Origin of the sequence: Photobacterium makurazakiensis (assembly GCF_050336715.1) — a bacterium.
GTDB lineage: Bacteria > Pseudomonadota > Gammaproteobacteria > Enterobacterales > Vibrionaceae > Photobacterium > Photobacterium makurazakiensis.
Genome location: NZ_JAKJSJ010000067.1, coordinates 1 through 13,022, shown reverse-complemented (window position 1 = coordinate 13,022; position 13,022 = coordinate 1). Strand labels below are relative to the sequence as shown.

General features: G+C 45.2%; 10 protein-coding genes and 1 tRNA gene. 1 reads left to right on the top strand and 10 read right to left on the bottom strand.

Features of this window, described 5'->3' with window-relative positions:
• Positions 1–65 precede the first annotated feature (65 nt).
• A complete protein-coding gene (locus tag L4D09_RS23985; protein WP_428460064.1) occupies positions 66–1,343 on the top strand; it encodes an HlyC/CorC family transporter in 1,278 nt (425 codons plus the stop codon).
• A 96-nt stretch (positions 1,344–1,439) separates the two neighbouring features.
• Here L4D09_RS23985 and luxS read toward each other — a convergent pair whose 3' ends face one another.
• The 10 genes from luxS to L4D09_RS23935 form a co-directional block, all read right to left on the bottom strand.
• Complete coding sequence (gene luxS, locus L4D09_RS23980; RefSeq protein ID WP_428460063.1) at positions 1,440–1,958, bottom strand: S-ribosylhomocysteine lyase; 519 nt, start codon at positions 1,956–1,958, stop codon at positions 1,440–1,442.
• A gap of 111 nt (positions 1,959–2,069) precedes the next feature.
• Positions 2,070–2,696, bottom strand: coding sequence for a transglycosylase SLT domain-containing protein (locus L4D09_RS23975; RefSeq protein ID WP_428460062.1), 627 nt, complete (start codon positions 2,694–2,696; stop codon positions 2,070–2,072).
• 132 nt (positions 2,697–2,828) lie between these two features.
• A complete protein-coding gene (gshA, locus tag L4D09_RS23970) occupies positions 2,829–4,394 on the bottom strand; it encodes a glutamate--cysteine ligase (protein WP_428460061.1) in 1,566 nt (521 codons plus the stop codon).
• Between the two features lie 174 nt (positions 4,395–4,568).
• Complete coding sequence (locus L4D09_RS23965) at positions 4,569–7,433, bottom strand: M16 family metallopeptidase (protein ID WP_428460060.1); 2,865 nt, start codon at positions 7,431–7,433, stop codon at positions 4,569–4,571.
• An 11-nt stretch (positions 7,434–7,444) separates the two neighbouring features.
• Entirely contained in the window at positions 7,445–7,876 is a 432-nt protein-coding gene (locus L4D09_RS23960) for a YqaA family protein (RefSeq protein ID WP_428460059.1), read from the bottom strand.
• Positions 7,877–7,952: 76 nt separating this feature from the next.
• Complete coding sequence (locus L4D09_RS23955; protein ID WP_428460058.1) at positions 7,953–8,906, bottom strand: NADP-dependent oxidoreductase; 954 nt, start codon at positions 8,904–8,906, stop codon at positions 7,953–7,955.
• A gap of 138 nt (positions 8,907–9,044) precedes the next feature.
• Positions 9,045–10,178, bottom strand: a complete 1,134-nt coding sequence (locus L4D09_RS23950) for a sodium ion-translocating decarboxylase subunit beta (protein ID WP_428460057.1) — start codon at positions 10,176–10,178, stop codon at positions 9,045–9,047.
• A 9-nt stretch (positions 10,179–10,187) separates the two neighbouring features.
• A complete protein-coding gene (gene oadA / locus L4D09_RS23945) occupies positions 10,188–11,975 on the bottom strand; it encodes a sodium-extruding oxaloacetate decarboxylase subunit alpha (protein WP_428460056.1) in 1,788 nt (595 codons plus the stop codon).
• Between the two features lie 90 nt (positions 11,976–12,065).
• Positions 12,066–12,314 carry an oxaloacetate decarboxylase subunit gamma gene (locus L4D09_RS23940; RefSeq protein ID WP_428460055.1) on the bottom strand — a complete coding sequence of 83 codons (249 nt, stop codon included), beginning with the start codon at positions 12,312–12,314 and terminating at the stop codon, positions 12,066–12,068.
• Positions 12,315–12,877: 563 nt separating this feature from the next.
• A tRNA-Arg gene (locus L4D09_RS23935) sits at positions 12,878–12,954 on the bottom strand.
• Positions 12,955–13,022 lie beyond the last annotated feature (68 nt).

The window sequence follows — 13,022 nt, the reverse complement described above, 5'->3', positions numbered from 1 at the left end:
TTTATTGACACCCCGTTGCTCTAGGTACAAAGTACTTGTAACAGAAACGTTAAGGACATCGCTTTTTGGACGACATATCTACGAGTATTTTATTTTCTCTTCTGATATTACTTCTCGTCATTTCCGGATACTTCTCTGGTTCTGAAACTGGCATGATGGCACTCAATCGCTATAAATTGAGGCATCTCGCCAATCAAGGTCACCGTGGCGCTAAACGGGTTGAGAAGCTACTGTCTCGGCCTGATCGCTTGATCGGCTTGATCTTGATCGGAAATAACTTAGTCAATATCCTCGCTTCCGCTATCGCAACCATTATCGGTATGCGCCTATATGGTGATATGGGTGTCGCAATCGCAACCGGGGCACTCACCTTGGTGGTCTTAGTTTTTGCCGAAGTGACGCCAAAAACTCTTGCCGCGCTTTACCCTGAGCGGGTGTCTTATGCCAGCAGTATAGTTCTGCGTATATTAATGAAGATACTCTACCCGTTGGTGTGGTTCATCAATGGCATCACTAATGGTTTTTTACGTTTGCTTGGCCTAAAAGTCAGCAATATGAATGATGCCAAGTTGAGTTCGGATGAGCTACGCACTGTGGTAAACGAGGCGGGAGGGCTAATTCCACGTCGCCACCAAGACATGCTGCTGTCTATTTTGGATTTGGAAAATGTCACGGTCGAGGATCTCATGGTGCCTCGCAGTGAAATTGCCGCGATTAATATCAACGATGATTGGAAATCCATCGTTCGACAGCTGAGCCATTCCGCGCATGGTCGGATTGTATTGTACCGTGACAACATTGATGAAGTAGTTGGCATGCTTCGCGTTCGTGAAGCCTACCGCTTGATGATGGATAAGAACGATTTCAGTAAAAAGAACCTGCTAAGAGCTGCTGATGAGGTGTACTTCATTCCTGAAGGCACACCATTGAATATCCAGCTGCTCAAATTCCAACGCAACAAAGAACGCATTGGCTTAATTGTTGATGAATATGGTGATATTCAAGGCTTAATCACTCTTGAAGATATTCTTGAAGAAATTGTTGGTGAATTCACCACTTCAATTAGCCCTACATTAGCCGAAGAGATCACACCATTACCAGATGGCAGTTTGGTCATTGAAGGCAGTGCGAATATTCGAGATCTAAACAAAAGCCTAAACTGGGTACTGCCGACGGATGGGCCTCGTACACTTAATGGCTTGATTTTAGAACACCTAGAAGACATCCCTGATAGTCAGATCAGTATTGAACTCTCTGGCTACCATATGGAAATCATTAAAGTGTCTGAAAATATGATTAAGCAGGTAAAGGTTTTACCCAACCAGCTGCAAGAAACAGGCTAACCCTAATCATATCCATAAGATAAGTTCGATAAAAAAGCCGACATTATTAATGTCGGCTTTCTTTTTCGCTGCGTTTAGCAACGAAAGTTAACACGCTTACTTTACCTTTAGGTCTTGTAACATCGCGTCTGGCAATGCTAACTCATCATTTTTGTTCACGTTAATACCATGCTCAAGAATCGTCCGCGCAATCGCTTGTGCTTCTTCCAAAGAGTGCATGCTAAAAGTACCGCACTGGTACTCGTTCAATTCTGGGATTTTATCTTGTGACTCAACCTTCAGTACATCTTCCATCGCGGCCGTCCAGCTTTCGGCGACCAGCTGCTCGCTTGGCGTACCAATCAAGCTCATGTAGAAACCAGTACGACAACCCATTGGTGAGATATCGATAATTTCGACACTATCGGAATTAAGGTGATTACGCATAAAACCGGCGTAAAGGTGTTCAAGGGTGTGAATACCGCGCTCGCTCAGGATCTCAGCATTTGGGCGGCAGAAGCGCAAATCAAAAACAGTGATCGTATCACCCTTTGGAGTTTGCATGGTTTTCGCAACGCGTACCGCTGGGGCATGCATACGAGTGTGGTCTACGGTAAAACTATCTAATAATGGCATTACTTCCTAGCTCCTTTGCCTGAGACTCCCCCGCGAAGCCCAATAGCTTCTTCAGGGAAGTTTATTCAATTTTCACGAAAACCGGTTACATTCTTGCCAACGCAATGAATGTTAAAATGGCCACCAGCTACGGTTATCTTCTAGCTCTTTACGGCACTGACTTAGCTGCCAGCCATAGTCTTTGGCCTGCTGCTCAACCCGCCGGGATACTTTTATCAGATTCGGCTTAGCGTTATAACTGCCACGCTTGTAGCCTCCCCTACCTTCATGATAAGCCAAGTACTGATTATAGCTATCCCATTTTGAGATCCCCAACTGACGCTGAGTTTCATGGGTATACCAACCCACAAACATTAGGGCATCACCAAAATTGGTTCGAGAGCCGCCATTACGCGTTGCTTTCTGGTAATCACTCCATGCAGGATCTTGTGCTTGTGCATACCCGTACGCACTACTCATCCGTCCCCATGGAATAAAACCAAGAACGTACTTTTTAGGTGGACGAGCATCATGACGAAAACTACTCTCTTGCTTAATAAACGCCATTGCAACTTGAATCGGTGTACCCCATTCTTCCTGCATATCTAACGCCGACTCATACCATTTTGGGTATTCACGGAAAATATCGCACACGTTTGACTGGTTCTGGGGTGGTGGTGAAGCACAACCAACGAGAAGTAAGGCTGAAAGAAAGGTTAATACAAAGCGGAAAGATTGCGGCTTTTTAAAAACTACCATGGAACCTTATACTATCCCTGCGGTCGAAATAGGTGACTGGCTGGTATTTTCAGTCGTCATCCCTGCGAAATAAAATGAATTGTCGGGCAGCTAACGAGCTGCCCTTTTTTTATACCTGATATGCCGAGCTAGCTATTTTAAGTCGGCAAAATAGTCATCAAGAAACACATCAAATGATTGGCTATCAGCCTGCTCAATTTTCTGCTGCTTCACAACCGAGGCTTTAGCCTCTTCTTCCATGACTTGCTGATTATAAAACTGGTAATCACGCATATTAAGTTCGTTACTGTGAGCTTGAGCCAATGATAAACCAACACCACCGATGCCATCTTGCGCTTTGATCTGCTCAAGTAATTGAGCTGACAGCGTAAGGGATGGATCTTCAATCCAAGTTTGCAAGCGTTCGAGTGTTTGCTGATACTCGGTATTACCCGCAGCAGTATCCATCGCTTCTGCAACTTGTGCTAATTCAGCAAAAACTTGTGTGCCCCATTGCTTCACGGTTAAGCGTTCGCCATTACAACCAATTTTGAGCTCTAACTCAGGGTTACGCCCATCGATAACGACACGATTCCAGTTATCTCGCCAGCACTCTAATTCAGCATCGTCCATCAAGTTCGATGGTGATAGCACCGCCCAAGTTAAGAATAAATCAAGAAAACGAACTTGATCAGAGGTAATGCCAACAGGACTAAACGGGTTCACATCCAATGAGCGAACTTCAATATACTCTACCCCAGCACGAGAAAGGGCTTCTGACGGTTTTTCACCATTATTTGCCACGCGCTTAGGGCGAATAGGGGCGTAAAGTTCATTCTCAATTTGTAAAACGTTGGCATTCAGTTGGCGGTATTCACCATCAACTTTCACGCCGATTTTAGCAAACTCAGTTGATGGGGTACGGATCGCACTTTTCAAACCATCTAGGTATTGATCTAAGTTGTTGAAACCAATCTTCAACGAGCTTTGCTCATTGTTGGTATAACCCAAATCACTCAATCGCAACGCCGTAGCATTAGGCAAGTAATAGGTACCAGCCCCAACTTTCTCAAAGTTCATTGATGATGAACTTTTATTAAGGAAAGAGCCACATAGTGCAGGTGATGCCCCAAACAAGTAAGGGATCAACCAACCAAAACGGTAATAGTTACGGATCAAACCAAAATAAGCATCTGAGATTGAGTTTTGACGAGCATCAACCTCTTGCTCACCGAATAGTTGATCCCAAAATGCCTCAGGAAACGAAAAGTTAAAATGCACCCCAGAGATGATCTGCATGACACTGCCGTAACGGTGTTTCAAACCTTCGCGGTATAACGTTTTCATTTTACCGGTATTAGAGTCACCGTATTGCGCGAGGTGAATATCATTTTCATTACCCACAAAACAAGGCATCGACATCGGCCACAGATTTTCCTGCCCCAATGTCGAGTAAGTAAATTGGTGGATATCAGCAAGTTGATCCAATAAATGATCAACATCTTGAGACACAGGAGTAATGAACTCTAGCAATGACTCAGCAAAGTCAGTCGTCACCCACTTATTGGTAAGTGCAGAGCCTAAATCAGCAGGGTGTGGCTCAGCAGACAACCCTCCCTGCGGGGTAATTCGCAGTGCTTCACGCTCAAGGCCACGGCCAATCTGGGTAAGTGCGTCAGAATTCGCAGCGATTTGCTGCAACCTTTGTGAAAAGTCCATTACGATAATTCTCAATCATTAACAACTAAGTGAGCTAGAGTAATCATTATTTTTAACGATTACCATGATTATTATATCGAAACACTTTTACGATATAGAAACAATCAAACTACTGTTTAATCCTAGAAATAGAAGCCGACAGCGTACACTGTCGGCACTATTCATTTACGCGGTTTACATTTGTGGCTGCAGCAACTTAACGGGTTGCCCTAGCGTCTCTAATTGTGGTTTAAGCGTCTTGGCATCGCCAACTACAATGATTTGATAGTCATCTGGGTTAAACCATTTTTCTGCTAATGCATTAATACGCTCTTTACTGATCGAAGCCACCATCTCGTTACGCGTATCAATAAAATCGACAGGTAATGAGTAGGTGAGGATTTGCCCGAGCAATTGCGCCTTTTTACTTGGTGTTTCATAATTCAACGCATCTTTTTGCCCAACAGCCAAACGCATGAACGCCAACTCTTCTTCACTCACCCCTTGGCTCGACATTTTCTCTAATTCAGCAATAAACTCTTTGACCGAAGCCAATGTAGCATCAGCACGAACCTGAGCGTAATACACCGATAAGCCAACCTCTTTACCACCACTTTGATAACCACCGGCACCATAGGTGTAACCTTTATCTTCTCGTAGGTTGAGGTTAATCCGGCTATTAAAGTTACCCGCCAAATTAAAGTTTGCTAGCTGCGTTTCGAATAGCTCCCCTGTTGCATCATAAGGTAAGCCTTGTCGCGCTAAACGAACCACGGTTTGAGGTGCGCCTGGTTTATCTACCAACCAAACAGTTTGCCCGTCCAAAGATGGTAATTCTGGCGTTATGTATGTCGGTTTTGGCATCCCTTCCCAATTAGCAAGAAAGCTTAGGTTCGATTTCAACTCTGCAGCGGTAATATCACCAACAACCACAATATCGGCACCGTTCGGCGTGTAGTAACGTTGGTAGAACGCTTTCACATCAGCAAGCGTGATCGCTTCAAGCGAGGCTTTTGTTCCTTCAGGAGGTAAGCTAAAGTTTGTCCCTCCAAATAAGACTTCGCGTGTTGCTTGCCCTGCCAGCCATGCTGGACGCTGATGTTCATACACTATGCCTTCTAATGCTTGCTGCTTCACACGATCAAAATCAGCCTGAGCAAAAGCCGGATAGAACAATCGCTCTTCCAAAATAGTGAGCGTTTCTTGCAAGTTTTTCTCAAGCGTAGTTACCGACACCACAGTACTATATAAACCCGCACTGAAATTGACTGTACTGCCTAGCATATCTAAGCGTGAAGACAATTCTTCCACCGTCGATTTTTTTGTTGCTTCAGCCATCATGCTGGCGGTTAACTTGGCTAGACCGGTTTTATTTTCTGGCTCGAAGCGTCGCCCTGCAGGTAATACCATTTGTAATTCAACGGTAGGGGTTTCTTGGTATTCTGTACCAAGCACTTTAATACCGTTGGCTAACTCGAACTCATACAATTCCGGGATAACCGCTTCAACAGGAGATGAAGGTTGTGGCATTACAGAACGATCAAAGTCATCTTTTGTTACGCGCATCTGCTTATTCAAATCCGCTTCAGTCACTTTGGTAAATTCAGGAATGATTCGTGGTGTGGGTGTAAAGTTTGGCTTAGCCGCCTCGATCTCCGTTTTACCTTTCGGTACAACGCTAAGTGTGACGCTTGGGTTACCATTAAGGTAATCCATATACACTTGCTCCATACTTGCCGTCGTCACCGTTCGGAGGTTGCTCAATTCAGTACGTAGGTAGCTTGGATCATTAAAGAATGTCTCATAGGCCGCTAACTGCGAGACTTTTCCACTCACACTCTGCAAACCAAAGATAGCGTTCGCTTCTACCATTCCCTTTAATTCATTAAGCTCGTTTGTATTCACACCACGATGCTCAAGCCCATCCATGATATCGGTAACTTGTTTGCGCAGTGTTTTTAAATTGCCTTCATCACCGCTCTGACCAATCGCATAGACATACATAGTACACGCTAATTCGGCACAATCATGGAATGCACCTGCATCAACAACATCACCGGTTTTTACCAAGTTCTGATACATCAGACTATTTTTTCCGCCACCAATGACTCGCGCCAGCATATCAAGCGACGCCTCATCTTCAGCGCCGTTGTATGATGTAGGCCATGCCATTAACAGCATTGGTTGTTGAATTTTATCTTCTAGTGTTAGGTACAGATCCTGCTCTAAAGTGACAGGCATCTTTGCAGGCTTTTCAACCTCAGGGCCTCGTGGGATCGAACCGTAGTACTTATTGACCCACTCCAGTGTTTGTTCAACATCAAGATCACCACCAATGGTTAATGTGGCGTTGTTTGGGCCATACCAGCGAAGGAAAAAAGCTTTAAGATCATTAACATCAACTCGATCAAGATCTTCTATGTAGCCGATAGTTTGCCAAGAATATGGGTGTGTACGTGGATATAACGCCTCCCCCATACGCTCATACACTAACCCGTAAGGACGGTTTTCATAACGCTGGGCACGTTCATTTTTCACCGTTGAGCGCTGAATCTCAAACTTTCGCTGAGAAACAGCTTCAAGCAAAAAGCCCATCCGATCTGCTTCTAACCACAAGACTTTCTCTAATTGGTTGGCAGGAACCGTTTGAAAATAATTGGTACGATCACGGTTAGTTGTGCCGTTTAGCGTGCCACCCGCTTCAGTGATCAAGCGAAAGTGCTCTTGATCACCGACATTTTCAGAGCCTTGAAACATCATATGTTCAAAGAAGTGGGCAAAACCTGATTTCCCAAGTTCTTCACGGGCTGATCCGACATGGTAGGTCATATCAACATGCACTAATGGATCGGAGTTATCCTCATGCAATATTACGGTTAAGCCATTTGATAACGTATATTTTGAGTATGGAATAACAGGTGTTGCCGAAGACGGATCGGCCGTCACCTGTTCAACAAATGTTACCCCTTCAGGTAACGCGGGCAAGTCGCCCTGTTGGCTCTGAAATTGGCTACAACCAGCCAGAGAAACCAACGCAATCCCCAGGATCCACTTTTGCACTAAAGCCTTCCTTATAATAAACCTTGAACGATCATCGCAAGTACGATGTAACGAGCGGCTTTGCCAATCATGATAATGAAGAAGCTCAACCAATGTCGCATTCGCAACCAGCCCGCCGCTAGGCAGAGTGGATCACCAATCACAGGTAACCAACTAAACAGCAACGACCAATAACCGTATTTTTTTAGCCATTGTAATGCTTTATGACCATGTTTTTCGTTAGAAGTTTTATCGGGGAGCAGTCTTCCTAACCAATAGTTAGTCATACCGCCCAAGGTGTTACCTATTGTTGCTACAACAACAACCAGCCAAATTGCATTGTCACCCAGTTTGATCGTCGCAATTAAGTTAGCCTCTGATCCGCCTGGTAATAACGTTGCACTTAAAAAACCCGTCGTAAAAAGTACCCATAAGGCTGACTCGCCATTAAATAACTCTAGCATTGAAATAACTTATTCTTGATTGTCTTGTGGCTTATTGAAATTTAAAACGGTAAAAACATTCACCGTAAAACATGTATTACGCGTGATCCATCACCAAAAGTAGTTTCCCTCGCGTGTGCCCGGATTCGATCTGCTGATGCGCCTTTGCCCCCTCAGAAAGAGTAAATTCTCCGGCAACATGCACGTTCAAGCGACCGGATTCAATCATCGCCATCATTACTTTGTTCTGTTCAACCGATGGGCTAACAAGCATACCTTCCGCTTGTAAACCTTGTAAGCTTGCTTGCTCAATAACCGCCTCTGCAGTAATGGTGGGAATAGTCACCACTTTGCCCCCCGCTTTTACACATGGCAAAGCGGCAATACCTACATCCCCTCCCATAAGGTCGACAAGGCAATCAACACTGTCTAGCTGCTCTGCCAGTGGGGCTTTATAGTAATCAACCGCTTCAGCACCTAAAGCCGTTACAAAAGGGATATTGGCTGGCGAGCAACTGGCAATAACGTGTGCGCCTTGTGCAACAGCAAGTTGAATCGCGATATGACCAACACCGCCAGCTCCCGCTAATATCAGCACCCGCTTATTGGCTTTAACGCCAACCTTATCTAGTGCCTGCCATGCCGTCTGTCCAGCCAGTGGTAAAGCAGCCGCTTGGCTGAGCGCGATAGATGGCGCAACCTTGGTCAATGAAGCAGCGTCAGTGACAACATACTCACTATAGCCACCACCACGTAATGGAAAGCCAATGAAGCCTGATACCCTATCGCCCGTTTGCCAGCACTCTACATCTTCGCCACAGGCAAGCACTTCACCTGCGATGTCGTAGCCCGGAACCCATGGCAAATTGTCTTTATTTTGCTGGGCAGCCCAACCTAATCCTGCACGTGTTTTTGCGTCAATAGGATTGATACCCGCATAGCTGACCTTCACTAAGACCTGTCCATTTTCTGGCCTAGGCAAAGCGCTTTGTTGTAAAGCTAATACTGACGGTGCCCCAAACTCTGTAATCGCAAGTTGCTGATAATTCATTATCTCTATCCTTTTAAAACGACAGCGCTGCAAGCTCTTTTAGCCTTGTACAATAGCGTATTTACGGCAAAAAAAAACGGGTAGCACGCTGGCTACCCGTTTCAAATTGTTTCAAAGGGCTAACGGCACCTTATGGTATTAGCCGCCAACGAGAGCAAGTAATATACCTGCCGCAACTGCGGAACCAAGCACACCTGCCACATTCGGTCCCATCGCATGCATTAGCAAGAAGTTCTGCGGGTTAGCTTCAAGGCCAACCTTATTCACGACTCTAGCCGCCATTGGCACGGCAGAAACACCCGCTGCACCAATGAGTGGATTGATGTCTTCTTTGCTAAAGCGGTTCAATAACTTCGCCATCAATACACCACCACCGGTTCCGACACTAAATGCCACAGCACCCAGTACCAAAATACCTAGCGTCTCAAACCGCAAGAACTGCTCAGCGGCCAACTTAGAGCCGACACCTAAACCAAGCATAATAGTGACAATATTGATCAGCTCATTTTGAACCGTATTCGATAGGCGATCGACCACACCGGATTCACGCATCAAGTTACCCAAGCAGAACATACCAACCAGCGGTGTTGCTGACGGCAGGAACAAAATCGTCATTAGCAGCACGGCCAGTGGAAATAATACCTTTTCCGTTTTGCTTACATGGCGAAGCTGCTGCATTTTAATGGTGCGTTCTTCTGGCGTCGTTAATGCCTTCATAATCGGTGGCTGAATGATCGGTACCAACGCCATATAGCTGTAGGCAGCAACCGCAATCGCCCCTAGCAGATCAGGCGATAACCGACTCGCAAGGAAAATCGCTGTTGGGCCATCGGCACCACCGATAATGGCTATTGATGACGCATCTGCAAGGGTGAACTCCATTCCAGGGATCACATTCAACAAAATGGCACCGAACAGAGTGAAGAAAATCCCAAACTGTGCGGCAGCACCTAATAGCAATGTTTTCGGATTTGCGATAAGCGCACCAAAATCAGTCATCGCCCCAACACCCATAAAGATCAACAGTGGGAATACCCCTGTTTCAATCCCGATATAATAGATGTAATAGAGCAACCCACCAGGATCAGTAAAGCCAGCGTTGGGAATGTTTGCTAAGATGGCACCGAAGCCCATTGGAAGGAGCAATAAAGGCTCAAAACCTTTGCGGATAGCTAAAAACAGCAACCCAGCCCCAACCAGCATCATAACAATTTGGCCAAACTCGAAGTTGGCTATCCCAGTTTCATTCCAGAGTTTTAATAAACCGTCCATGGTAACCTCTTACGCCAAACTCAGGATCGGAGAGCCTACGGAAACAGAGTCACCTTCCTTCACATGCAGATCCTGCACGGTACCACTACGGGCAGCACGTATTTCCGTTTCCATCTTCATTGCTTCAAGCACAACCAATACGTCACCTTCAGAGACTTGGTTACCTGGCTGAACATTGATTTTAAAGATATTCCCAGCTAACGGTGCAGGAACCGATTCAGCTGACGCTGCAGGAGCAGCTACGGGGGCTGCAGCAGGAGCGGCAACAGGGGCTACCGACGATACTTCACCAGCAGGACCAACTTCGACATTATAAACTTGGCCATTCACGTTAACACTGTACGCTTCAATCGCCGTCGAAACCGGTGCTGGTTGAGCAGAGGCTGCAGGGGCTGCAACTTCCGGTTCAGCACTTGGTGCCGGCTCAAAAGCATCCGGGTTATTTCGATTTTTAAGGAAATTCAAACCAACTTGAGGAAATAAAGCATAGGTTAATACATCATCGACAACCGCGTCGGCAAGCTGGATATTATCCGTTTTCGCCTTTGCTGATAATTCGTCGGTTAACGAATCAAGTTCAGACACTAATAGATCAGCAGGTCGACACACCACAGGCTCGGCACCGTCAAGCACGCGAGCTTGCAGTTCAGCATTCACAGGGGCAGGCGCTGCACCGTACTCACCTTTCAGTACACCAGCCGTTTCTTTTGAAATGCTTTTATAGCGCTCGCCAGTCAATACATTCAATACCGCTTGAGTCCCCACAATTTGCGATGTTGGGGTTACTAACGGAATAAAGCCTAAATCTTCACGTACACGTGGGATCTCTTCCAGTACTTCATCAAAACGATCAGATGCACCTTGCTCTTTAAGTTGGCTTTCCATATTCGTCAACATGCCACCAGGCACTTGAGCAAGTAGAATACGCGCATCAACGCCCTTCAAGCTCCCCTCGAATGTGGCATACTTTTTACGTACATCACGGAAGTAACTTGCTATTGGCGCCATCTGCTGAAGATCGAGCTTAGTATCACGCTCAGTACCTTCTAGCATGGCAATAACGGTTTCCGTTGGGGTATGACCGTAGGTTTGACTCATGGATGACACAGAGGTATCTAGGATATCGAGACCTGCTTCAACGGCTTTCACCGCTGTCGCTGTTGATAAACCAGTGGTTGCGTGGCAATGAAGCGCTAATGGCACATCACAAGACGCTTTGATGCGTTTCACCAACTCTTCAGCTTCATAAGGCTTAAGTAAACCAGACATATCTTTGATACAAATCGAATGGCAACCCAAGTCTTCTAGGCGCTTAGCAAGATCGGTCCACGTGTCTAGGTTATGGACAGGGCTTGTCGTGTAAGAAATCGTGCCTTGGGCATGAGCACCAACATCAATCGCTGATTTCACAGCTTTTTCAAAGTTACGTACGTCATTCATGGCATCAAAGATACGGAAAACATCCATACCATTGGCATGCGCCCGTTCAACAAACTTCTCCACCACATCATCAGCATAATGACGGTAACCCAATAAATTTTGCCCTCGCAGCAACATTTGCATTGGGGTTTTCGGCATCACTTGCTTCAAAGCTCTTAGGCGTTCCCAAGGATCTTCACCAAGATAACGAATACAAGAGTCGAACGTAGCGCCGCCCCATGTTTCCAAAGACCAGTAGCCGATATTATCGAGCTGTTCGGCAATTGGCAGCATATCTTCGATACGCATACGGGTAGCAAATAAAGACTGATGGGCGTCACGTAACACTACGTCAGTGATCGCTAAAGGCTTGGACATGCTCACAAACTCCTTGTAAAAAATTCGTCCTAAAAATCACAATATAAATACCAGTCAGAGGTTTAAAAAACTCTGAGCAAAACATCTGCTTTATGCGTTTTGCTTACGGTACTGGTGAACGGCTGCAGAAATTGCAGCAACCACCTCTGGCTGTACACCATTGTGATTAACAACAGCTGGCGATGACTGATTCACCGCGGCTGGAATGTCATTCTGTGAAGCAAACTTTGCCAACAGATTGACTAAAAAGATCAGAGTGCTCAGAAACACGAACACCACAACCATGCCTGTTGCCATGATTGTTGCAGCTTCTGTTAGCAACGCTCCTAAATCTGCCATAATGCTTCCTTTCATTCATTTTGTGACTGGCACGTTAAGAAATATCACGACAAGCAAAAATATGTCAAATTGATTAACAAGTCACACTTATTTTTCGGTAATTTGAATATTTTTTATCAATATCGATTGAGTTTTATTATTTAGCGCGACAATTTAACACAAGTTATTGAAAGATAACCAGTGAATGATTGTGAACTATTGAGTAAATCTTACCCACCTTTATACCTATCAGCGATGAAACACCACCACATGTTACACTTACGTAAACGTAAGATTAATGAGAGCGAAAACATATTTTCCTGCAAAAATAATCATATATCAGCAAGTTAGTCGCAGGCTGCTACCCAATCAAATTTAATGGATAAAGATATAATTATTTATTCTAAATCAGTTCATTTTAGGGAACACCTCAAAAAACTGACAAAATCGACCGATGGTATTGAATGGGTTATAAAGAAGAAGCAGGAAGAAGAAAAGTCTGACAGTGGCTAGCATGAAAGCAGGACGGTTTATGCGGTCTTACAGGCATAAAAAAAGCCCAGCAAAAGCTGAGCTTTAAATAATGGTGCGCGTGGGAGGATTCGAACCTCCGACCGCCTGGTTCGTAGCCAGGTACTCTATCCAGCTGAGCTACACGCGCACTAAATCGGTGTTACACAACGATAGTTACTACTATCACTGCTTATCAATAATGGTGCGCGTGGGAGG

What these genes read in the sequence shown, in the direction of transcription:
- L4D09_RS23955 (WP_428460058.1), bottom strand. Translation starts at nt 8,906, where the DNA reads ATGAATTATCAGCAACTTGCGATTACAGAGTTTGGGGCACCGTCAGTA.
- L4D09_RS23950 (WP_428460057.1), bottom strand. Translation starts at nt 10,178, where the DNA reads ATGGACGGTTTATTAAAACTCTGGAATGAAACTGGGATAGCCAACTTC.
- luxS (WP_428460063.1), bottom strand. Translation starts at nt 1,958, where the DNA reads ATGCCATTATTAGATAGTTTTACCGTAGACCACACTCGTATGCATGCC.
- L4D09_RS23940 (WP_428460055.1), bottom strand. Translation starts at nt 12,314, where the DNA reads ATGGCAGATTTAGGAGCGTTGCTAACAGAAGCTGCAACAATCATGGCA.
- L4D09_RS23960 (WP_428460059.1), bottom strand. Translation starts at nt 7,876, where the DNA reads ATGCTAGAGTTATTTAATGGCGAGTCAGCCTTATGGGTACTTTTTACG.
- L4D09_RS23975 (WP_428460062.1), bottom strand. Translation starts at nt 2,696, where the DNA reads ATGGTAGTTTTTAAAAAGCCGCAATCTTTCCGCTTTGTATTAACCTTT.
- gshA (WP_428460061.1), bottom strand. Translation starts at nt 4,394, where the DNA reads ATGGACTTTTCACAAAGGTTGCAGCAAATCGCTGCGAATTCTGACGCA.
- oadA (WP_428460056.1), bottom strand. Translation starts at nt 11,975, where the DNA reads ATGTCCAAGCCTTTAGCGATCACTGACGTAGTGTTACGTGACGCCCAT.